General features: G+C 34.1%; 17 protein-coding genes. 6 read left to right on the plus strand and 11 right to left on the minus strand.

What is annotated here, in order from left to right:
• Positions 1 to 78: 78 nt before the first annotated feature.
• The 3 genes from IRZ99_RS14995 to IRZ99_RS15005 are packed head-to-tail and all read right to left on the minus strand — an operon-like array spanning position 79 to position 3,057.
• Positions 79 to 783, minus strand: coding sequence for a LytTR family DNA-binding domain-containing protein (locus tag IRZ99_RS14995; protein WP_194658042.1), 705 nt, complete (start codon positions 781 to 783; stop codon positions 79 to 81).
• A gap of 25 nt (positions 784 to 808) precedes the next feature.
• The gene (locus tag IRZ99_RS15000) at positions 809 to 1,981 is read right to left on the minus strand and encodes an alpha/beta fold hydrolase (protein ID WP_194658043.1); all 1,173 of its coding nucleotides are present in this window, start codon (positions 1,979 to 1,981) and stop codon (positions 809 to 811) included.
• Between the two features lie 23 nt (positions 1,982 to 2,004).
• Entirely contained in the window at positions 2,005 to 3,057 is a 1,053-nt protein-coding gene (locus tag IRZ99_RS15005) for a sensor histidine kinase (protein ID WP_194658044.1), read from the minus strand.
• A 295-nt stretch (positions 3,058 to 3,352) separates the two neighbouring features.
• Here IRZ99_RS15005 and IRZ99_RS15010 point away from each other — a divergent pair, with 295 nt between their 5' ends.
• Positions 3,353 to 3,799, plus strand: coding sequence for a hypothetical protein (locus IRZ99_RS15010; RefSeq protein WP_194658045.1), 447 nt, complete (start codon positions 3,353 to 3,355; stop codon positions 3,797 to 3,799).
• Between the two features lie 106 nt (positions 3,800 to 3,905).
• On the opposite strand, the gene pruA is transcribed toward IRZ99_RS15010, so the two are convergent.
• Positions 3,906 to 5,531 (minus strand): L-glutamate gamma-semialdehyde dehydrogenase, encoded by a 1,626-nt coding sequence (gene pruA, locus IRZ99_RS15015; protein ID WP_194658046.1) that lies wholly within the window; start codon positions 5,529 to 5,531, stop codon positions 3,906 to 3,908.
• A 212-nt stretch (positions 5,532 to 5,743) separates the two neighbouring features.
• Here pruA and IRZ99_RS15020 point away from each other — a divergent pair, with 212 nt between their 5' ends.
• From IRZ99_RS15020 to pdeM, 4 genes are all read left to right on the plus strand, one after another.
• A complete protein-coding gene (locus tag IRZ99_RS15020) occupies positions 5,744 to 6,775 on the plus strand; it encodes a ligase-associated DNA damage response exonuclease (protein WP_194658047.1) in 1,032 nt (343 codons plus the stop codon).
• Positions 6,772 to 8,373 carry an ATP-dependent DNA ligase gene (locus IRZ99_RS15025; protein ID WP_194658048.1) on the plus strand — a complete coding sequence of 534 codons (1,602 nt, stop codon included), beginning with the start codon at positions 6,772 to 6,774 and terminating at the stop codon, positions 8,371 to 8,373. Before IRZ99_RS15020 ends, IRZ99_RS15025 begins: the two co-directional genes overlap by 4 nt.
• A 97-nt stretch (positions 8,374 to 8,470) precedes the next feature.
• The gene (locus IRZ99_RS15030; RefSeq protein WP_194658049.1) at positions 8,471 to 10,930 is read left to right on the plus strand and encodes a ligase-associated DNA damage response DEXH box helicase; all 2,460 of its coding nucleotides are present in this window, start codon (positions 8,471 to 8,473) and stop codon (positions 10,928 to 10,930) included.
• A 6-nt stretch (positions 10,931 to 10,936) separates the two neighbouring features.
• Positions 10,937 to 11,572, plus strand: coding sequence for a ligase-associated DNA damage response endonuclease PdeM (gene pdeM, locus IRZ99_RS15035; protein ID WP_194658050.1), 636 nt, complete (start codon positions 10,937 to 10,939; stop codon positions 11,570 to 11,572).
• On the opposite strand, the gene apaG is transcribed toward pdeM, so the two are convergent.
• The 5 genes from apaG to map all read right to left on the minus strand — a co-directional run bounded on the left by apaG (position 11,569) and on the right by map (position 18,012).
• A complete protein-coding gene (gene apaG, locus IRZ99_RS15040) occupies positions 11,569 to 11,955 on the minus strand; it encodes a Co2+/Mg2+ efflux protein ApaG (RefSeq protein ID WP_008467225.1) in 387 nt (128 codons plus the stop codon). The genes pdeM and apaG overlap by 4 nt on opposite strands.
• 79 nt (positions 11,956 to 12,034) lie before the next feature.
• A complete protein-coding gene (locus IRZ99_RS15045) occupies positions 12,035 to 13,294 on the minus strand; it encodes a DUF5103 domain-containing protein (RefSeq protein ID WP_194658051.1) in 1,260 nt (419 codons plus the stop codon).
• A gap of 80 nt (positions 13,295 to 13,374) precedes the next feature.
• Positions 13,375 to 16,275, minus strand: a complete 2,901-nt coding sequence (locus IRZ99_RS15050) for a DEAD/DEAH box helicase (RefSeq protein ID WP_194658052.1) — start codon at positions 16,273 to 16,275, stop codon at positions 13,375 to 13,377.
• A 123-nt stretch (positions 16,276 to 16,398) separates the two neighbouring features.
• A complete protein-coding gene (locus tag IRZ99_RS15055; protein WP_194658053.1) occupies positions 16,399 to 17,172 on the minus strand; it encodes a class I SAM-dependent methyltransferase in 774 nt (257 codons plus the stop codon).
• Between the two features lie 21 nt (positions 17,173 to 17,193).
• The gene (gene map, locus IRZ99_RS15060; protein ID WP_194658054.1) at positions 17,194 to 18,012 is read right to left on the minus strand and encodes a type I methionyl aminopeptidase; all 819 of its coding nucleotides are present in this window, start codon (positions 18,010 to 18,012) and stop codon (positions 17,194 to 17,196) included.
• A gap of 188 nt (positions 18,013 to 18,200) precedes the next feature.
• Between map and IRZ99_RS15065 the strand changes: the two genes are divergently transcribed.
• Positions 18,201 to 19,457, plus strand: coding sequence for a DUF445 domain-containing protein (locus tag IRZ99_RS15065; RefSeq protein ID WP_194658055.1), 1,257 nt, complete (start codon positions 18,201 to 18,203; stop codon positions 19,455 to 19,457).
• A gap of 131 nt (positions 19,458 to 19,588) precedes the next feature.
• Here IRZ99_RS15065 and gpmI read toward each other — a convergent pair whose 3' ends face one another.
• Positions 19,589 to 21,106, minus strand: coding sequence for a 2,3-bisphosphoglycerate-independent phosphoglycerate mutase (gene gpmI, locus IRZ99_RS15070; protein ID WP_194658056.1), 1,518 nt, complete (start codon positions 21,104 to 21,106; stop codon positions 19,589 to 19,591).
• 140 nt (positions 21,107 to 21,246) lie between these two features.
• On the minus strand, positions 21,247 to 23,676 hold the full coding sequence (locus IRZ99_RS15075; protein WP_194658057.1) for a DUF5916 domain-containing protein: 2,430 nt from the start codon (positions 23,674 to 23,676) through the stop codon (positions 21,247 to 21,249).
• Positions 23,677 to 23,753: the final 77 nt, after the last annotated feature.

The raw sequence follows: 23,753 nt of genomic DNA on the forward strand, positions 1-23,753 counted from the left end.
GGTTTCAAGTTTCAGGTTGTTGGGACTTATAAAAAATAAGAAAGCCGAATCTAAATTTAGATTCGGCTTTCTTATTTTTTATTTTAAAACTGCCGTGTTTAAATAATCAAGCCAGTTTTCTTTATAACTATTACCAATTGGAATTTCTACATCATTTATTTCTACATCATTTTTAGAGTAGGCCGTTAGTTTTTTTGTCTGAATAATAAAAGACCGGTGAATGCGGATAAAATTGGAGTTTAATAATTTTTCAAAAATCGAAATATTCTGTTTTATATGATGGGATTTACTGTTTTCGAGATGAATCGTAATGTAATCTTTCAAACTTTCGATATATAAAATCTCATCAAAAATTATTTTAATGTTTTTACTGCCGCTTGTCACAAAAATGTGATCTTCAGTTGTTGAAGTAATTTCCTTTTTTGGAAGTTGCATCTGTTTGAATTTTTCGACTGAAACAAAAAAACGATCAAAAGTAATGGGCTTCAAAAGATAATCAATCACATTAAGTTCATATCCTTCGATTGCATATTCTCTGTAGGCCGTTGTAAAAATTACTTTAGGCGGATTTTTTAGTTTTTTCAAAAAATCATTTCCCTTCAATAAAGGCATTTCAATATCCAGAAAAATTAAATCGACAGTGTTTGTTTCCAGAAAAGCATAAGCCTTAAGCGCATTGTCAAAAGAATCGATTAAATCAAAATTTTCGAAATGGCTTAAATGTGAAGTAATTAATTCTCTTGCCAAAGGCTCGTCGTCAACAATAATGCATTTGTATTTCATTCAAAAAGAATAAATATTTAAAAATCTAATTTAGCGGTTTTGTATTGTCTTTGGCTATTTTTTCTAAAACTTCCTTGCCATTTTTATTTTCAGGATTTAGTTCGATCGATTTTTTATACATTTTAATTGCTTCTTCTTTTTGATCTGTTTTTAGTAAAGCTTCGCCGTAGCTGTCATAAGCATTTGCGCTTGAAGGATTAAGGAGCAAATTAAGTTTAAAGATTTCGGCTGCTTTTTGGTTTTCATTCTTTCTTAATAATTGATATCCCCAGGTGTTCAAATCGTCTTCAGAATTATTGAAAGCTAAAACCTCCGCTTTTTCTTCATTACAAGCCGTTATAGAATATTGTAAAGCACGATCCAGAATTTCTGCTTTTTGTTTAGAACTATTGGCGTATAGTTTTGCTATTGTATTTATTACCAAAGGTGGATTTCCCATCCAGATGCCATGACCGCAATCATGTGCAATGATGCCAGTTACGTTTGGATTGTTTGCTACAAAAATTCTATGACACTCTTTCCAACGCTCGATTTCTTCAGGTTTTTTTAAGAAAGGAATTCCGTTTACAAAATCCACAACCGGGATACTCTGCGGGATTGAAATTTTACTCATGATTTTGACAGTCTCAAGAATTGTTTTTGCCATAAAATAAGTGCCCTTGTTGTTTATCTTCCATTGCGTGATCAATTGGTCTTGCGTAGCGACTTCTTTTTCGATCACACCATCTTCAAAATAATTATGATTCACGTCAATCAGAACAATTCCTTTTACCAATTTAGGATGTCTTGAAGCATAAAGTGTTGAAAGGTAACCTCCGTAAGAATGCGAAACCAATAAGATATCTTTATCGTATCCCAATTTTTTTAAACCAATTTCTAAATCTTGGATACTGCTCATAATTCCGTGTTTAGATTCATCAGTTTCCAATGTATCAATTGTACTTTGTCCAAAACCAGCACGGTCGTAGGTAATTAGGGTAGCATTTGTAATGGCTGCCGTTTTCTCTAAAATAGAATTCCAAACTGATCCGTCATTTCCTCCTCCGGAATCAAAAAGTATTGGCATTCCTGTGCCTTTTACAATCTTGAAGTGCAATTTATGATTCCCAACATCAACCAAAGTATCTATGGATTTAGATTGACTGTTTGCGGTAATAAAAGAACAAAGTAAAAAGAGGTTAAATAATTGTTTTTTCATAAAGTAGGGAGATAATTTTTCGATTAAAGGGTAAGATAGAGTTTGACTGTATAATTAGTTTGCGTGTCGTTAATTTCTAATTGATGCTTCTTAGGATATAATAAGTTAAGCTGTTTTTGAACATTTATTAATCCAATTTTTGATTTGTCCGAAATTCTTGAAAGTTCATTTTTAGGTTTTGTGTTCTCAATACTAAAAATGATTTGCTGCTTGTTGCTTTCCAAATTCAGTCGAATTGTTGCTTTTTCAGTTTCATTAATTACGCCATGTTTAAAAGCATTTTCTATAAATGTCAGAATAATTAAAGGCGAAATTTTGGCATTTTCGGTAATGTTTATGGTGAACAAAATATCTAACCTGCTTTCGCTATAGCGGAGTTTTTCCAGAGCAATATAATTTTCGATTAAGGCGATTTCTTTTTCAATTGAAACATAATCTTCGTTGCATCGGTATAAAACAAAATCAAGGATCTCAGATAACTTTGCAATTACTTCGGGTGCTTTGTCATCTTTTTTAAGAGTTAAAGTGTACAGATTATTTAAAGTATTAAATAGAAAATGTGGATTCAGTTGATTTTTTAAAACTTTCAATTCCATTGATTTTTTTTCTTCCTCAAGTTTTAAAAGTCGCTGCTGTTTGCGATTAAAACTTATAAAACCTAAGATAATAACCGGATAAGTAAGAAAAGAGAATTCTCTTAAAATCAGTTTACCCGAAGTCAGTCTTTCGGGAACAGTCATTTTATTTCCGAGCCAATCATCAAAGAAGCCAGGGAATTTTGGTTCAAGATAAAAATATTTAAAGATCATTAAAAGAGCAAATACCAGATAAAACCAAATAAAGGAGGAGATTATAAAAAGTAAAGATCTTTTTTTATTTAATGTTTCAGGAATAATCCAATAAATCAGACCATATCCAAATGTTGCCTGCGCTGAAATTTTCCAAAAATAAGTCACAATGTATTCGTAATAACCTTCATTGTCAGATTTATTCGAAACGTAAAAGAATAAAAAAAATGTCCAATATAAGAAGTGAAGTCCTATTCTTTTTAAATCAATATTTTTTAAAAAATTCATAAGGTGTTTTAATTAGGAGCAAGATAATAAAATAAAGAAGTAAGCTTTGTTTGTTGCTATGAATAATGAGTTTTCGCTTTCAAAAACAGCGTTTCGGCATACGAATTTATTTTTGATCCGATTTTTATTATTTGAATGCTGAAACGGACTTTTTATATGCGGTTGCAATTGTCAAATCATTCCAGGATTACATTCGCTTAAAAATATTTTATGGTCAAACTTATTCTTGTATTAATTGCATTTCTAATGAATCTACTAAAGTGAAATCTTCTTATAATAAACTAAAATAACCGAAATGAAAACAACAATTAAAAATGTAATGGTCATCCTGATTTTAATGAACACGATCAATCTATTTTCACAAAAAAGAAAACAAGATATTGTTTATGAAGAACCTTCAAGATTTATACAATCGCCTTTAGCTGTTGGCAAAGCCGAAACTTCTCAAGTTCATGATAAACGAATTCCAAATAAAAATCGGAATTCGTTTCTTCGTAATATCGACCTAAGCTCGTTTCAAAAAGAAGAAAGTAATAGTGTATTAATTAGTAAATTGATAAAATTAATGGTACCTCAAAAGGATTCATGTGAAATCATTACTGCGCAAACTGATGTAAAATCGGGGTTAATTATTTATCATAAAGATGATGTTACAGCAATTATTGTGACTAACTCAAAAGGCTTTCGCTCAGAAGATTATTTAGAAAAAATAACCAATTTATATCTTGAAGAAGTCAAATAGAGGCAATAAATAAAAAAGCAAAAGCCGAATCTAAATTTAGATTCGGCTTTTTATATAGACAAAGTTTCAAACTTGAAACTTGAAACCTGAAACTTGAAACAAATTATTAACCTAAGAAAGGATATCTGTAATCTTCCGGAGTTACAAAAGTTTCTTTGATTGTTCTTGGAGAAGCCCAACGTAATAAGTTCAATGCAGAACCTGCTTTGTCGTTCGTTCCTGAAGCTCTTGCTCCACCAAAAGGCTGCATTCCTACAACAGCTCCTGTTGGTTTATCATTGATGTAGAAGTTACCAGCAGCATTTTGCAATTTCGTAGTAGCTACTTCAATAGCATAACGATCCTGGCTAAATACAGCTCCAGTTAAAGCATACTCAGAAGTAGTATCAACTAATTCTAAAGTCTCTTCCCATTTTGCATCTTCGTAAACGTAGATAGTGATAACTGGTCCGAATAATTCGGTTTCCATTGTAGTATATTTTGGGTTTGTAGTTACAATAACTGTTGGCTCAATAAAGTAACCTACAGATTTATCGTAATTTCCACCAACAATAATTTCTGCGTCAGCATCTTTTTTAGCCTGATCAATATAGCTAGCCAATTTATCAAAAGAACCTTCGTGAATAACTGCTGTGATAAAGTTTCCAAAATCTTCCGGAGAACCCATTTTCATAGATTTTACGTCAGCAATTAATTGTTCTTTTACAGCTGGCCATAAACTTTGTGGAATATAAGCTCTTGAAGCTGCAGAACATTTTTGTCCTTGAAATTCAAATGCACCACGAGAAATTCCTGTTGCAACTTGTTTTACATTAGCACTTGGGTGTGCAATAATAAAATCTTTACCACCAGTTTCTCCAACGATTCTTGGATAAGTTTTATAGTTGTTGATATTAGCACCAATTTTAGCCCAGATATCTTTAAATACGTGAGTTGATCCTGTAAAGTGAACTCCGGCGAAATCGCGGCTTGCCAAAACAGTATCCGTAATCATTAAAGCATCTCCAAAAACAACGTTGATAACGCCATCAGGAACACCCGCTTCTTTGAAAACTTCGATGATAATTTTTGTAGAGAAAACCTGGCTATCACTTGGTTTCCAGATCACAACGTTACCCATCATAGCAGCACTTGCAGGAAGGTTTGCAGCAATAGCAGTAAAGTTGAAAGGAGTAATCGCGTAAACAAAACCTTCAAGAGGTCTGTATTCTAAACGATTCCAGGTTGTAGAATCAGATTTTGGCTGATCTCCGTAAATTTGAGTCATGAACTCTACGTTGTAGCGTAAAAAGTCAATTAATTCACAAGATGCGTCAATTTCTGCCTGGTGAATATTTTTAGATTGTCCAATCATAGTTGCAGCGTTGATACGTGCTCTGTATGGACCTGCAATAAGTTCAGCAGCTTTTAAGAAAATAGCAGCACGTTGTTCCCATGCCATGTTTGCCCATGCTTTTCTTGATTCAAGAGCATTTGCAATCGCTTTTTCGATATGTTGTTTTTCAGCTAAATGATACGTTCCAACGATATGTTTGTGATCGTGTGGAGCTGAAATTGTTTTTGTATTTCCAGTTTTGATTTCTTCACTTCCAATGTATAATGGTACATCAATTTTTGAGTTCCACATTGTAGTGTAAGCTGCTTGTACAGCCGCTTTTTCTGGCGAGTTTGGCGCGTAACCTTTTACAGGTTCGTTTACCGCTTTTGGTACATGAAAGAATCCTTTTAACATGGGATAAATTATTTTTAAAATTACGAATTGTCTAATTTTTTACAAAAGTACAAATGATAATTTGAATATATCACAATACAATATTAAAAAGTTGAAATTTAATAAACTAATAGAGCAAAACTATAAAACGGTTTGAATGGTAATTAGTTAAATTTGATAGAATGTGCCAAAATGTGCCACAAAGGTTTATCAATAGTAAAAATGATAACAATATGAAAATCCCACTCTTAGCTTTTAATGATAAAGGTATTTACTGCCAACAGGCCGACGTATATCTTGATCCGTGGAAACCTGTGAAAAACGCTATCATTACGCACGGACATGCTGATCATTCACGTTGGGGAAATCAAAATTATATTACGCATCACACTAATATTCCTATTATTCGTCATCGGTTAGGAGAAATAAATGTTACGGGAAAAGAATGGGGTGAAACGTTCGTGATTAACAATGTGAAATTTTCGTTGCATCCTGCCGGACATATTATTGGGAGTTCTCAAATTAGAGTGGAACATAAAGGAGAAGTGTGGGTTTTTACAGGCGATTATAAAACAGAAAATGACGGAATCTCGGTTCCCTATGAAGTGGTAAAATGTGACACTTTTATAACCGAATGTACTTTTGGTTTACCAGCTTTTAACTGGACGCCGCAAGCCGAAGTAATTACAGAAATCAATAATTGGTGGGCAGAAAATAAAGCAGAGGGAAAAACCTCTATTCTTTTTGGATATTCTCTCGGTAAAGCACAAAGACTTTTAAAATATCTGGATACTGATATCGGAACGATTTTTACACACGGCGCTATCGAAAATATGACAAATGTTTTACGTCCGATGGTTGATTTTTCACCCACAACATTAGTGACGCGTGAAACCAAAAAAGAAGATTTATTGGGGAATATTGTTCTCGCACCGCCAAGCGCGCACGGAAGTGTCTGGATCAGAAAAATGACGCCTTTTGTGACTGGTTCTGCAAGTGGTTGGATGGCATTTCGTGGAGCCAGACGCAGACGCGCGATTGACAAAGGTTTTGTTTTGAGCGACCATTGCGATTGGTTTTCCTTATTAGACAGCATAAAAGCAACTGGAGCAGAAAAGATAATTTGCACACACGGTTATACCGATATTTTTTCTAAATATTTAAGGGAATTGGGCTACGATGCCAGAACGGAGAAAACACAATATGAAGGCGAGGCGGCAGAAATGGAAAAGGAAGTTGAAACTGAGAAAGAAATCCAAGAATGAAAAATTTCGCACAACTGATAAAGACGCTTGACAGTTCTAATAAAACGAACGTAAAAGTCGACGCTCTGACGACGTATTTTAAAAATGCATCGCCGGAAGATAAAGTGTGGACCATTGCGATTCTTTCGCACCGTCGTCCTCCAAGACCGGTTAATACAACTTTATTGCGAATTTGGGCAAACGAACTGGCTAATATTCCACTATGGCTTTTTGAGGAAAGTTATCATATTGTGGGCGATTTGGCCGAAACAATTGCTTTGATTATTCCCACTACAAAAGAACATTCTGATAAAAGTTTAACCGAATATCTTCAGGAAATCATCGCTTTAAAAAAGAAATCGGATATAGAAAAAAAAGAATATTTACATGAAAATTGGTTGGCTTTAAATTATTACGAACGCTTTGTTTTTACAAAATTAATTACCGGAAGTTTAAGAATCGGCGTAAGCCAAAAATTAATGACGAGAGCTTTATCCAAAGCAGAAGATGTTGATGAAGATGCTTTGGCATATAAATTAATGGGAAATTGGGACCCAAATAGGATCACTTTTCAGGAATTGATTTTGGATGAAAAAAGCAGTGATTATTTATCGAAACCTTATCCGTTTTATCTGGCTTATCCAATTGAAGGCGAAGTGGATAATTTAGGAAATCCGGAAGATTGGTCCATCGAACATAAATGGGATGGAATTCGATCACAGACGATTATCCGCGAAAGCGAAATTTATGTCTGGTCAAGAGGTGAGGAGTTAGTAACGGATAAATATCCGGAGTTTCAATCTTTTGTTGGTTTGATTCCAAATGGAACTGTTATTGATGCTGAAATTTTAGCTTTCCCAGAAGGTGAAATCGGAACTTTCAATGATTTGCAAACCCGAATTGGACGAAAAACAATTTCAGCAAGTTTACTCGAGAAAGTTCCTGTAATATTAAAAGCCTATGATATTTTAGAATGGGAAGGTCAGGATATTCGGAATTTACCTTATTTAGAAAGAAGATTATTATTAGAACAATTATACGATTCCATAAAAAATAAAACAACCTCTTTTCAATTATCAGAAAGAGTTTTGCTCCATTCCTGGGAAGATGTAGCTACTGAAAGAATGCGTGCCCGCGAAATGAAAAGCGAAGGTTTGATGATAAAACGCAACGATTCGACTTATCAGGTTGGAAGAAAAAAAGGCGATTGGTGGAAATGGAAAATTGAACCTTTGGTAATTGATGCTGTTTTAACCTACGCGATGCGAGGCCACGGACGAAGATCAAATCTATTTACAGATTATACTTTTGCGCTTTGGCAAACGAATGAGAAAGAGGAAAAAGAATTGGTCACTTTCGCAAAAGCATATTCCGGTTTAACCGATGCCGAATTCCGACAAGTAGATGATTTCATCAAAAAAAATACTTTAGAAAGATTTGGTCCGGTTCGAAGTGTTACTCCAAAATTGGTTTTTGAAATTGGTTTTGAAGGAATTGCACTTTCAAAAAGACATAAAAGTGGTGTTGCTACGAGATTCCCAAGAATCTTGAGATGGCGGCACGACAAAAAAATTGAAGATGCCAATTCGATTGAAGATTTAAAAAGTATGATTTCGTAAAAGGTTCAAAGGGACAAAGTTTCAAAGAAAAAAACTTTAGGAAACAGCTAAACTTTGTCCCTTTCAGGCTTTGCAACTTTGAACCTTATAAAAAAAAATGAAAAGAGAAGAACTATATACAATTGCCGAAAAATGGTTTCAGGATCAGGGATGGAAGTCTTTTCCTTTTCAAACCCAAACCTGGACTGCATTTCTGCAAGGCAAAAACGGTTTATTGAACGCTCCAACCGGAAGCGGAAAAACCTATGCTTTATGGTTTCCAATAGTTCTCGATTACATTAATAAAAATCCTGACTTTAAAACTAAACATAAACCCGGATTAAAAGCAATCTGGATTACACCTTTGCGAGCGCTTTCTGTCGAAATAAAACAAGCAGCTGAACGAATTATTACCGATTTGGATTTGCCATTGACTGTTGGAATTCGTTCCGGAGATACTTCGCAAAGCGAAAGAGCTAAGCAAAGCAAAAAAATGCCTGATTTGCTGATAACAACTCCTGAAAGTTTGCAACTGCTTTTAGCCTCCAAAGAATTTGCTAAAACTTTTGCCAATTGTGGCGCTATTGTAATAGATGAATGGCATGAATTATTAGGTACAAAACGAGGCGTTCAAATGGAATTGGCTTTGTCGCGATTAAAAACAGTGGCGCCAAAAATGAAAATTTGGGGAATTTCAGCAACAATCGGAAATCTGGAACTGGCACAACAAGTTCTGTTAGGTGTCAATTCAGAAGCTTATGAAAATTCTGTTTTAATAAAAGCGAATATCAACAAGAAAATAAAAGTGATTTCAATTCTTCCGGAGAAAATGGAAAGTTATCCCTGGCGTGGGCATTTAGGCTTGCATTTAATTGATGAGGTTGCCAAAATCATCAGAAAAAGCAAAACAACTTTAATTTTTACGAATGTGCGTTCCGTTTGCGAAATGTGGTATCAGGCAATTCTGGAGAAATATCCCGAATTTGCAGGGGAAATGGCGATGCATCACGGAAGTATTAGTAGAGAAGTTCGGCAATGGGTTGAAAACGCGATTCGGAATGAAGAATTGAAAGTGGTCGTTTGTACTTCGAGTTTAGATTTAGGTGTTGATTTTGCCCCCGTTGAAAGTATTATTCAGATTGGTGGTCCAAAAGGCGTTGCACGTTTTTTGCAGAGAGCGGGTAGAAGTGGACATCAACCAGGAAAGGAAAGTGTTATTTATTTTCTTGCGACACATGCAATTGAACTAATTGAAGCATCAGCACTAAAAAAAGCGGCAGCAAGAACAATTGTTGAAGACCGAATTCCGTATTTGAACAGTTGGGATGTTTTGATTCAATATCTAAATACACTTGCTGTTTCTGATGGTTTTTTTCCTGATGAAATCTACAAAGAAGTAACACAAACCTTTTGTTATCAAAATATAACTAAAGAAAACTGGAACTGGATTCTTAATTTTATCACTAACGGAAGTCAGAGTTTACAGGCTTATGATGAATTTAAAAAAGTAGAGGTAGAAGAAGATGGACGTTTCAAAATCAATAGTAGATTAATTGCGATGCATCATAGAATGCAAATTGGAACTATCGTTGGAGATGCAGTTCTTAACGTAAAATATTTAAGCGGAGGTTATATTGGAACCATTGAAGAATGGTTTGCTTCTAAATTGAAACCAGAAGATGTTTTTACGTTTGCCGGAAAACGACTCGAATTATTCCGTGTTAAAAATATGCAGGTTTTGGTGCGGAAGGCAGATCCTAAAAAAAGTTCTAAAACAGTTAGCTGGATGGGCGGGCGTATGGCCTTATCTGTACAAATGAGTGAATTATTAAGAGAAGAATTATATGCTGCAAATACTGAAAATTTAACTCCCGAATTAAAAGCACTAAAACCTATTTTTGACAGACAGCGAAAGGAAAGTATTGTTCCGGATGCAAATGAATTTTTAATTGAAACTTTTAAAACCAGAGAAGGATTTCATGCGATTTTTTATCCTTTTGAAGGCCGTTTTGTACACGAAGCTTTGGCAAGTATTTTGTCGTACCGAATTAGTTTGTTGTTCTCCATTACGTTTTCATTAGCCTACAATGATTACGGATTTGAACTGCTTTCTGATCAGGAAATTGATATGGAAGCTGTTTTTGATAACGATTTATTTTCGACAGAATATGTGCATCACGATTTGCAAAAAAGCCTGAACTCGACCGAAATGGCAAGAAGAAAATTCAGGGATATTGCTGTAATCGCCGGTTTAGTTTTTACAGGAATGCCGGGGCGACCCATTAAAACCAAACATTTGCAAAGTGGCTCTCAATTGCTTTTTGAAGTTTTTCGGGATTTTGAACCCGACAATTTATTGCTGCATCAGGCGTTTATAGAAACCTTCGAACATCAGTTAGAAGAAGGACGTTTGATTCAGGCATTGGAAAGAATTAATCGACAAACGATTGTCTGGAAACAATGCATTAAGCCAACACCTTTTAGTTTTCCGATAATTACAGACCGACTCCGCGAAAAATTATCAAGTGAAACTTTAGCAGAAAGAATCAAAAAAATGACAGCCAGTTACATGAAATAATCGTTTATGAGAATACTAATTAATAATCAGAATTTTATTTTGCATCAGTCTGGTGCTGTTTTTTGGGAAGAAAAAAAGATGCTTTTGATTTCTGATGTTCATTTGGGAAAAGTGACACATTTTAGAAAGCACGGGATCGGAATTCCGAAACAAGCCATTTTTGAAAATTTTAATCGGTTGAAAACGGTTTTAGAGCTATTTGATGCAGAAACCATTATTTTTTTGGGAGATTTATTTCATAGTAAAATTAATACTGAATGGGATTTTTTCGCGGAATGGATAAAAGAGTATTCGCAGAAAATAATTTTAGTGGAAGGGAATCATGATATCATTTCAAAAAGTAATTATGAAGAGTTGAATATTGAAATTTACAATGAATTAATTATTGATGATTTCTTGTTGACACATCACCCTACAGAAAAAGAAAGCTTTTTTAATTTTTGTGGTCACATTCATCCTGCCATACAATTAAGAGGATTGGGAAGACAATTTTTGAATTTACCCTGTTTTTTTAGAAAATCAAATCAATTGATTTTTCCGGCTTTTGGTGAGTTTACTGGAACTTCTTATATGACTCCAACAGAAAACGACAAAGCATACGCCATCACAAAAGAAGGAGTAATAGAAATTTCGATAAATTAATTTAAAGCAAAAGGAGCACACATTCTAAAGGTCGGAACAATTACTTTGAATGTTTTGGTAGTAGTAAAGTTGATCATGTTGAAATGACCTTTCATCGCTCCGTAAGGAGATGAAAGTAAACAACCTGAGCTATAAGTGTGATTTTCTCCAGGTTTTAAAACTGGTTTTTTCCCAATAACACCTTCTCCGTCAACAACTTCTAAGTCGTTAAGAGAGTCAAATATTTCCCAGTGACGAGAAGTTAATTGTACTGAATCTTTGCTGTGGTTTTCAATTGTAACTACATAACTAAAGGCAAAGTGAATCTTATAGTTCTTGAAGTAAGTACCTTCAAAACTAGTCAAAACAGATATTTTTATGCCTCGTGTAATCTGAGAAACCATACTAACGTAGTATATATGTGTGTGTTATATGTGCAAACTTACGAAAAAAAATCGTTCAAAGAAATCCTTTAACAATGTTTTAATTGGTGATGTTTATGGAGTTTGCGTTTCCTTTTCCAATTACTCTTTCATATCGATCTGAACTATGTTTGTAATAAACCAGGATAGTGTACTCGTTTTCTGTTTGATAGAAATTACCATCAATAGCATTTTCGTAGTCAATCACACCCTTTTTATCGGCTACACGATACTCAAAATTAGTGAAACCTTGCTTGATCATTACTGCTTTTTCGTAAACTCCTTTTTTTTCATCGTAGTCCATTTTGTATTCTGGAGATAAGCTGTAATTATTGAACATTCCAACAATATAAATGTCTTTGTTTAAACGAAATGCCGGAGCCGACAGGCTAAAATAAACCCACGCATAATCTGCTTCGATTTCCTGGTTGGAACCATTTATGTTTTTAACTACAAAATTTCCGTCTACATCTTCATATAAAGTATAAATCTGGTTTGCCCTCGCCTGGCTGGTGTATAAAAAGGAACTGTAAATATCATTAGCCGAGCCTACTTTTGCAACATTATTACTTGCGGCACGAATGTCTTTATTTTCAAAATATAAAAACTCATTTCCTGCCCAAAATTGGGTCTCTTTATCGTATTTATAAACCATTTGGTTCCCGATAGTGTATTGCGGAGGAACATTTTTAATAGTGGTATTAAAATCTCCATTTTGTATTAGTAACACTTTTACGTTTTGCAAAGGGGTCTGAAAAACAATGTCATTGGAGAGTACCGTAAATTCAAGATTTTGCTTATAATCAATATTGCTGAGGTTGCGGCTTCGTTTCACTACGGCGCCAACGGTTGAGTGATTTTCGAATAAAATGAATTTTCTGGAGAAAACAACTTCTCTGTCTTCATTCAAAATTCGCAACATATAATTTCCTGAAATTCTTAGCTGTGTAGTAAATTGGTTCGGGAAAGAAAGACGATAATGCGAAAAAGCCTGAAGTGTATTGAAGGAATTAGAGTAATCTGTAATTCTTTGATTGTCAAAACCACGAACATAATCTGTTTTCGGAATATCAGTCGGAATCCAGTTATAATCACAATGAATTACATCAAAATAATAATTGGCTTCATTGCCAAATAAATCATCAAATTGTACTTCAAATGTCGAACCCAATTCGAAAATCGGCACTACATTGCTTCCATTCTGAATAAATGAAACGGTTTTGATATTGTATGGCGGAGTAACTTCGGTTTGTACTTCCTGGGCTTTCGCCGAAGTAAAAATGAAAAGTAAAAGTAGACTTTGAAACAAAAATTTTGGCATCTTATTACGTTGTAAGATTGTAAATATAACAATTTATACAACGAAAAATAAGACGTTTTATTGGTTTTAAGAACAATTTGTTATGAACCAAGTATGTATTTCAAATTAACTTCTATTTCATCGTTGATATAACTTTCTTCTAAAAGTGAGTCAGATAACAACTTTTTATTCTCCTGAAGTTTGATTATTTTTTCTTCTACCGTATTTTTCGAAATAAAGCGGATAACATTTACTTTGTTTAATTGTCCAATTCGATGTGCTCTTCCAACTCCTTGTTTTTCTGCAAAAGGATTCCACCACGGATCTAAAAATAAAACATAAGAAGCTTTAGTAATATTCAAACCAACGCCACCGGCTTTAAGCGAAATAAAAAATAACAGAGGCTCTTCTTTTTCCTGAAATTGTTTTACCTGTTGTTGTCTTTTACTGGCCGGAGTTTCACCTGTAATTTCGCAATACTGTATTTTGTTTTCCTTGCACCAATCTGTGTAAAAATTCAAATTAGTAACAAAGGAGCTGAAAATAATAGTCTTTTGTTTTCCTTTGACTAAATTTTCCAGATAATTAGTGACAGCAATATATTTCCCCGAATCAATTTCCGAATCCTGATCTACCATTTTCGGATGATTACTCAATTGTCTTAATTTCATCAAAGTGTTGATAATGCTGATTTTATCCGGGCTGGAACCATCCATTTTCAATAGAAAATTACGAGCTTTTGATTTTTCTTTCTCGTATAATTTTTCCTGTTCAGGATCCATATCGCAATAATAAATCTGTTCCGTTAATTCTGGTAAATCTTTCAAAACCTGTTCTTTGGTTCGTCGTAAAATATAAGGCTGAACCAAATTTTTTAATTCAGCTAAACTGTTTTCGTCCTGCTTTTTCTCAATCGGAATTTTAAAGTTTTCTGCGAAGAAATTATAAGTCCCTAGAATATCAGGGTTTATAAACTGCATTTGCGACCATAAATCGTCCAATGAGTTTTCGATAGGCGTACCACTTAAGGCAATTTTATGAGCCGTATTTATTTTATTGATGGCTTTAAAAATCTTAGAGTTTTTATTTTTAATATATTGACTTTCGTCTAAAATTAAATAACGGAAATTATATTTTTCTAAGATTGAAATATCACGAGGTACAATACTGTAACTCGTAAAAATTAAATCTGTTGATGCTAATCTATTCGCTAACAACTTTCTGTCATTACCAACATATTGCATTTTCGAAAAATGCGGTGTAAATTTTGAAGACTCGTTATACCAGTTAAAAACCAACGAAGAAGGCAAAACAATTAGGGTTTTTAAAGGTTCTCTTTCAATGGTAGTTTCGTTTGCAAACAAATCAAAATTTGTGGTTTTAGTTGTAAAACCTAATTGTTCTTGTACAGCAACCAGAACGGCCAGGGTTTGTAATGTCTTACCAAGTCCCATATCATCAGCCAGACACGCTCCTAAATTGGAGTTAAAATGACCTAAAAGCCATTTTACACCTTCAATTTGATAAGGTCTTAAAGTTGCTTTCAGTAAATCGGAAGCGGTATATTCTGCTTTTTGAATGACATCATTTTTAATTTCCGGAATCGTATCCAAAGCAGTAAAATTACTTTTACGTAAAAGAAGAGTTTCATTTTCGGTTTTAGCCAACTTAGCCAGCGAACTGTATTTACTGAGCCATTCTAAAGGAATTAGGAAATAGTTTCCGTCAGGTAATAAAAAGAGTCTTTCTTTGCTTTTTATATTCGGAATAATTTCACTGAAATTGATCGTAAAAACTCCAATTGTAATCATTATTTTAATGTCAAACCAATCCTCTTTTGTTTCTTCTTTTGAAGCTAAAACAGTATGACTTTCGGTAATAATTTCCTTGCTTTCGAGTTTCAGGTTTTGAATGGTAAAACCTAAGTTTTCCAATTCTTCTTTATGATCAATAACGAATTGAATATTAGCGTAAGGATCGTGAATTTCTGCCTCTGAATTAGATCCAAATAATTCATTTTTGATTTTTATTAAGCCAAGTTCAGATAATTTGTCTGTATATAAGGTTTCATCAGAACTTCGTTTAAACTGAATTATTTTAGGTTCATTGGCAATGCTGAAATCCACAAACGAATGTGTTTTTTTCGTTTTACTGGCATCAAATGAATAGCCATTATAATCAAAATAAAGATTAAGATAATAACAGTTTTTAAAGAAATCATAAACAGGCTGAATCGTGCAAGAAACAATTTTGTCACGAAGTTCAATCTCAAAGCCCGTAGCTTCGATGTCGATTTTTTTAGCTATTTCAGGAATAAAACTTTTAAAGTAATCATCAACTAATTTTGAAGGTATTTCAATTGATTTTTTCTTTAAAAAAGGAGAAAGTTTTTTAGAATTAAGGTCTTTTAACTTCCCTAATTTTTTATCGATAATTAACCAGCCTGGCTCATCCAAAAGAACATCAACACTACGATTCATGGGTAAAAATATAGTTTCATTTTCCTTTAAAGAAAGAGTGTAAGTAATTCCTTCGGCATGTTTGTCAAATTGAATTTGAGGCTCAAAATATAATGAATCAATATTGACTCTTGACCGATAAAAATCTTTTTCAGGTCCGATATTAATGGATAACGGAAATTGTTCCTGAACAATTAAATTGTAAAAGGATTCTAAGTTAAATTTTAAGTGCTGACGAATGGCAAAATCAATTTTAGAATCTTTTTGCAAATCAGCAATTGTTTTGGCCGATTTGATTTTGGCACTGAATTTTTTGAAAACAAAGTCAGGCTTTAAAGATTCGCAAGCTGTCAGTATTTTTTTAGTATTGGAATCTAAATTCTCGAAAACAATTCCAAAACTCTCAAGTACATTCTTACTTGCTTTTTTGTCTAAATATTTAATATCAGTAGTATTCTCAACGATATAGGATGTTGGAATATAAGTATTCAGATTTTTTTCAAAGCTGACGTCAAAACAAAATTGAAATGATTTTGGTTCCAAGAGTAGGGCTGTGGTTTGGTTGGTTGTGATTTGGGAAGTGGTCCAAAACTTAAAAAGTTTTCAAATTATTGCTATTTTGAAAACTTTTTAAATGAACTTATATAACTTATGTGGTGGAAAAAATTAGTTTTCCTGTTTAAAACAAAGTGGGATTATTTCTCCTTTTGCTAAACAATATTTCTCTACCAATTCTGGTGCAATTTTATTGGTGTAATCTTCTTCGATTACGATGAAGCCAATGCTTCTTAATTTGTCAAAATAATCGCGACCGTAAATACGAACGTGATCGTATTGTCCAAATATTTTAGCACGTTCTTTCTGGTCTGTTATCGAATCATCAGCAAAAGTAACTTCTCTCGATAAATCCTGTGGAATTTGCAAAACGGCCATTCCGCCTGGTTTTAAAACTCTGAACAATTCCTGCATTGCTTTTGTGTCATCCGGAATATGTTCTAAAACGTGATTACACAAAATCACATCATATTCGTTGTCTTTAAAAGGTAAATTGCAGATATCTGCTTTTACATCTGCCAAAGGCGAAAACAAATCGGTTGTGGTGTAATCCAGATTTTTTTGCTTGCGGAATAATTTATAAAAAGCTTGTTCCGGAGCGAAGTGAAGCACTTTTTTTGGCGCTGTAAAAAAATCAGTCTGATCGTTTAAATACAACCAAAGTAAACGGTGTCTTTCTAAAGAAAGTGTACTTGGTGAAAGGACATTGTTACGCTGTTTTCCGTAGCCGTAAGGCAAAAACGATCGAAAACTTTTTCCGTCGATAGGATCAGTAAATTTGTCTCCTTTTAAAGATAAAGCCAAAATTGGACGAGCCACATAACTCAAACGAATTAATAATGGACGTGGTATTGTATTAAGTACTAATTTGAATAGTTTTTTCACAGGGCTAGATTCGGGTTGTAATTATAGTACTAAAGGTACTTTTCTGAATTCGTCTTCTTCATTACTCTCAATTCCTAAAGCTTTGTAGATGTATTGAAAAGTCGATAATAATTCTGGTTTTCCATCGATTAGCGCTACATCGTGTTCGAAATGCGCACTTGGTTTTCCGTCAGCAGTTAAAATTGTCCAGCCGTCTTTTAATTGTTTGATGTTTCTGGTTCCCATATTGATCATAGGTTCGATCGCAACAACCATCCCTTCGACAAAAAGTTTTCCACGACCACGTTTTCCGTAGTTTGGCATTTCTGGCTCTTCATGCATTTTTTGACCTAAACCGTGCCCTACCAATTCGCGAACCACTCCGTAACCGTGAGATTCTGTATATTTTTGAATCGCATTTCCAACATCTTCAACGCGATTTCCAGCTTTAAATTCTCTGATTCCAACATAAAGAGATTCTTTAGTAACCTGCAAAAGTTTTTTAACTTCCGGAGCAACCTCTCCAATTTCGAAACTATAAGCGTGATCACCGTGATATCCATTTTTGAATGCGCCACAATCTACTGAAATTACGTCGCCGCTTTTCAAAGGTGTATTGTTAGGAATTCCGTGTACAACTTGTGCATTCGGACTCATACAAAGAGAATTCGGGAAATCATACAATCCAAGGAAACTTGGAACTGCACCGTGATCACGAATAAATTCCTCGGCTAATTTGTCAAGATATAATGTGGTAACTCCTTCTTTAATTTCATAAGCAATCATTCCTAATGTTTTAGATACGATCAAAGCACTTTCGCGCATTAATTCGATTTCTTCTCTACTTTTTTGGATAATCATATTTTTCAGATTTTCAGTTCGCAAAAGTACAATTTAAATATTATTTTTTTAATGTTGATTTTGAATTTAATTCGGAGTCTTAATTTTCAAATTCTATTGAATATCGAACTTCTGTTAAGTCAAATCTATTTTGAATAAATATTTGACAGAAAAAACGTAAATTAGTAGTAGTTAAAACTATTGAACTTATGGAATCTGCTATAGACCAGGAAAATATATCTAAAGTAAAAGCATTGAAGAAAATGAAAAGAAACGCTTTGTCACTTTTAGGCGTGGCGGTGCTGCTTTTTATAATAGCAATTTATTTTAAGATCCCAATGTTGCAGGCTTTTAGCGAAGCCGCAATGGTAGGTGGAATTGCCGATTGGTTTGCAGTTGTAGCCTTATTTCGTCATCCACTTGGAATCCCGATTTGGCATACCGCAATTATTCCGACGAAAAAGAATGAAATAGGAGAGAACTTGGGGAATTTTGTTTCGGAAGAATTTCTGAATCGTGAAAAACTCGAAATTAAATTAGAAGAATTCAATTTCGCCACAAAAGCATCAGATTGGCTTTCGCAGGAAGAAAATGCCAATAAAATTGCTAAGTTGGTTGCGGTTAATATTATTCCTGGCGTTTTAAATACAATTAAGGATGAAGATATAAAACGCTTTATTCAGGTTCAATTCAAAGAAAAACTGGAAGCAATTAATTTTGGAGATTGGGTAGCATTGGCTTTAGAACCCTTACAGAAAGGAAATGTAAAAGATCAATTACTGACGAATCTTTTGGAGGTAATGAGTGCCGAATTGAGTAACAATAAAGATTTAATTCGGAAAAAAGTAAAAGCATCAACGCCTTTTTTGAGTTTCGGTTTGGCTGATAAAAGCATTTCAGAAGGTATTTTCAATGGACTCCAAGAATTTTTGGACGAAGCTAAAAAACCAGAAAGCGAAATTAGAATTAAGATAGATGAATACATTGCTGATTTTCTGGAAAAAGTAAAAAACTCTGAAGAAATGAGAATCAAGATCAATAATTTGATTTTAGGTTTTGCAGGTAAAAAAGAAGTCCAGGATTACATTAACGGAATTTGGGATGAAATAAAATTGTCAATTTCTAATGATTTAGAAAAAGGTGATGAATCTTCCATCAAAAAGAATATTTCAAGTTTAATACAAGGCTTCGGAAACGGAATCAAAGAAGACCCTGTAATGATAGACAAAATTAATAATTTTATCAAAAATGATTTATTATCAGTGCTTCTGAATAACAAAAAAGTAATAGGAGATTTAATTTCCTCAACCGTAAAAAGCTGGGATGGAAAAGAAGTTTCGGAAAAATTAGAATTAGAAATAGGAAAGGATCTTCAATACATTAGAATAAACGGAACTTTAGTAGGAGGCTTAATAGGACTTGTGATTTATGGAGTAGAATGGACGTATCATTATTTTGTAATGTAATGTCAGGCTGAGCGGATTCGAAGCCCTTTCTAACTCTTAAGCCTTCGACTCCGCTCAGGATGACACTTGGTATAAAACAAAAAAGAGACAAATTCTAAAACTTGTCTCTTTTTTATTGAAGTAAACTATTTCTATAATAATGAATGACAAGTCATTGCATTTGGTTGTGGAACTCCCATTAATTCTAAAATAGTTGGGGCAATATCTCCTAAAACTCCATTTTGAATGTTTTTAAGATCTTTGTCAACTAAAATAATCGGCACAGGATTCGTTGTATGCGCTGTATTTGGACTTCCGTCAGGATTGATCATTGTTTCACAGTTTCCGTGATCAGCAATTACAATTGTAGTGTAATCGTTAGCAAGAGCCACTTCAATAACTTGTTTTACACAAGCATCAACAGCTTCGCATGCCAGGATTGCAGCACTCATAATTCCAGTGTGCCCCACCATGTCTCCGTTTGCAAAATTCAGACAAACGAAATCTACTTCGCCTTTATTCAATTCAGGAACAAGAGCAGAAGTCAATTCATAAGCACTCATTTCTGGCTGTAAATCGTAAGTAGCCACTTTCGGAGAGTTTCTCAAAATTCTTGATTCACCTTCAAAAGGAGTTTCCCTTCCGCCAGAAAAGAAAAAGGTAACGTGTGGATATTTCTCTGTTTCAGCAATTCGGATTTGTGTTTTGCCCGCTTTTTCTAAAACTTCACCAAGAGTCTCCGTAATATTGTCTTTATTGTAAACCACTTTTACGTTTTGATACGTTTCATCGTAGTTGGTAAGCGTTACATAATACAAGTTTAGTTTGTGCATGTTTTGCTCGTGGAAATCGTGCTGTGAAAGTGCTTCTGTAAGTTCGCGACCTCTGTCAGTTCTGAAATTAAAGAAGATTACAACATCGCCTTCAATAATTGTTGCCAAAGGTTTTTGCTCTTCGTCAACCATTACAATAGGTGCAATAAATTCGTCAGTAACATCGTGTGCATAACTGTCAAGAACACTTGCAACTGCATTTTTAGAAGGAATTCCGGTACCATTAACTACTAAATCGTAAGCTAATTTTACACGTTCCCAGCGTTTGTCGCGGTCCATTGCGTAATAACGACCAACAATCGAAGCAATTCTTACCGGAGTATCTTTAATATGTTCTTCTAAATCATGAATGTATTTTGCTCCAGATTTTGGGTCAACATCACGTCCGTCTGTAAAAGCGTGAACGTAAACCTGATCTAGACCATATTCCTGAGAAGCATCAATTAATCCACGTAAATGAGAAGTATGAGAGTGAACACCTCCGTCAGAAACTAATCCTAAAAAGTGTACTTTTTTATTATTTTCTTTAGCGTATGTAAAAGCATCAACCAAAACTTGTTCTTTGGCTAATGTTTGATGTGCTACGGCCAGGTTAATTTTGGCTAAATCCTGATACACAATTCTTCCGGCACCAAGATTCATATGCCCTACTTCGCTGTTTCCCATCTGGCCTTCAGGTAAACCTACGTTTAATCCATCGGTACGAAGTTGAGCGCTTGGGTAATTTTTGTAAAGACTATTTATAAAAGGAACATTTGCATTGTCTATTGCGGATACTTTAGGGTCAGGAGATTTTCCCCAACCGTCTAAAATCATAAGGATAACTTTTTTGTTCATTACTTTTTGTTTTGTACAAAGATAAGCCATTTCTAAAATGTGCAAAGAAAGCAATGTTACATTTATGTTTAATAAAATGAAGTATGTGAAAAAATAATAATTTAATTAAAGAAGGACTTATTTTTTAAAATTAATTCACGCTAAGCTCTCTTTCTGAGCTTATTTTTGACAGCGTTATAGTCAATAAAATATTTAACACTTATTGAAAAAACATGTTTTAAGGCATCGTTATTAAGTAAGGCGGTTACATTGTCTCTATATTGTTTGTCGATAATGCGTTCGAAATTAGAGGCACTATTACGGTATAAAACCGAAACCTGACTTCCCGGTGCAAACCACCATGAATAGGATAAATCTGCATTCCATGAATAAAAACTCGAGTTTTTGTTGTCTGTATATTGAGGATAAGGCGTTAAAGTTCCATCTTGTTGCAATTCAAGAATATCTTTGTTTTCAGCATACGACCAGTATTGGCGAAGTGCTAAATTAAGTGTCATGGCACTGTTCAAAGCATATTTTCCTGTAATTGTATTTGAATAAGTAATCACATTACGATTAGCAAAAACAACAGTTTCCGGGGTGCTTTCATTGTCATCCTCATCAACGCTGTCAATATATCCTTTGTTGTTGTTTTTTCTGGAAAAGCTAAAAGTATATATCATTAAAAGTTTATCACTAAAGCGATATCTTGGCCCAATGTCAAAACCGTATGCTATTCGGCTAGTTTCATCGGCAATACCGATGGACGGATTAATATCAATAGCAAATTTATGGTTGTAATTTGTAGAAATACTTCCCCAAGCCTCTAATCTTCGCGGAATAAGAACATATCGATTTGCTGCTCTTGGTTCATAATAATCATGTGATACCAAAGGGAAAAGGGTAATTCCGCCACCGTAATAATTATTTTTTACCGTACTCAGGTTTACATTTACATCAATATTATTGTCTTGTACTTTTCCAGATTCTTTGTTGAATTCGCTATACATATTATAATTAATCCTAAAACTATTAAAGAGCTTTGTTGGGTTTAGGATTCTATAATTGGCATTTCCATAGAAATTGTAATAGTTGGTGTAAAAGTTAATTCCGAGATCGTTTGGATCATAACCTTTTGTAACGAAATCAGATCCTACACTATAGCGATATTTTCCAGTAGTTTCGGCAAAACCAATTGTAGAGAAAACTCCGGTTTTATCTTCATCCAGATTGATAGTGCTATATTTTACATTTCCGGATAAATTATAGGTATTTGCTTTTGTGTTTAAGTCCCAGGCGAGACCGGAAACATTGGCGTCTCTATAATGTCCGTTTCTTGTAACGTTTGTATTTATAAAAGTTACTGAAGAATTTTTTCGGAAACGCTGATCTAAAACCAATACATTGTAATTAGTTAGCGGTTCGACCACTACTTTTCTTGTATCACCTGAAATAGTATCTTTTATAGTGGCGAAAGTTTTTTCAGTAACTGCATTTAAAATACCAATTCCCAATCCGTTTTTGGTTCTTCCTGAAACTTTCAAAGCATTTATTAGGTTCACATTCTGAACGGTTTCATAGATCTCTTCGTTATCATTTAATTCAGGATCTATAGAAGGTGCGCTTCCAATTCTTCTGGAGTAAAAGATGTTTCCTTTATTAAATAAGTCGGTTCCTTCAGTAAAAAAGGCTCGGTTTTCATTGAATTGCTGCTCAAACGGACTCAAATTTAAAATCTGATCATCGTATTTTGTTTGTCCAAAATCCGGAACCAGAATAGCATCAAGAGTAAAGGCGTCATTAATTCCGTATTTAATATCCATTCCGCCTTTTATAGTTCCGTACGTTTTTTGGCTATCTGAAGCGTTTAAATAGTATGATGCATATGGCATAAAGAATAATCGGGTAGGAGGTTTAATATTTTCAATGCCGGTTAATTCCCCGTTTTGCTGGGTAAATGTTCCAATTTTGGTATCAATCAAATTCCATGTATACTTCCTTCGATCTCTTTTTATTTCTCTAAAAAAGTTAATTCCCCAAGTTTGTTTATTCTCTGCTGAAAAACGTAGAGCGGCGTATGGGATTTTAATCTCTACAATCCAGCCTTTATCCGTTATTCTTGCTTTGCTAATCCAAACTGCGTCCCAGGAATAATCCTCGCCAATGGCATCTGTCATTATACAATCGCCCTGAACGTCAGCTGCAGAAACAAAAAACTCAAAATTTTGTTGTCCGTCATTAAAGCCATTAATAAAAACACCAAAAATATCAGCGGTTCCAAAATTATCACGTTGCGAAATTTCTTTTAAAATCCTGTTCGGTTCATTGTCATACATTGTGGCACCGATGTAAATAGCGTCATTGTTGTAGATAACCTTAATTTCTGTTTTTTGGGATTCGGGAATTGGTTTTCCGTTATCAGGTTCAAACATGATAAAATCAGAAGCTATTGGGGTATTTTCCCAAGCTGTTTCATCTAGTTTTCCATCAATAGTAATGTACTGCAAGGTAGATTGTGCTTGCAGGGTTTTCTTTTGGCTGTAGCCGAAAGATACACAGAACAAAAAACAAAGGAAAACTACTTTTTTCATTTTGGGTTGGGAAGGATTCTTGAAATAATATAGACATTTTATATTGTTAAATGTTACACTTTAAAAGCTGAAAATTA

Origin of the sequence: Flavobacterium sp. LC2016-12 (assembly GCF_015351595.1) — a bacterium.
Taxonomy (GTDB): domain Bacteria; phylum Bacteroidota; class Bacteroidia; order Flavobacteriales; family Flavobacteriaceae; genus Flavobacterium.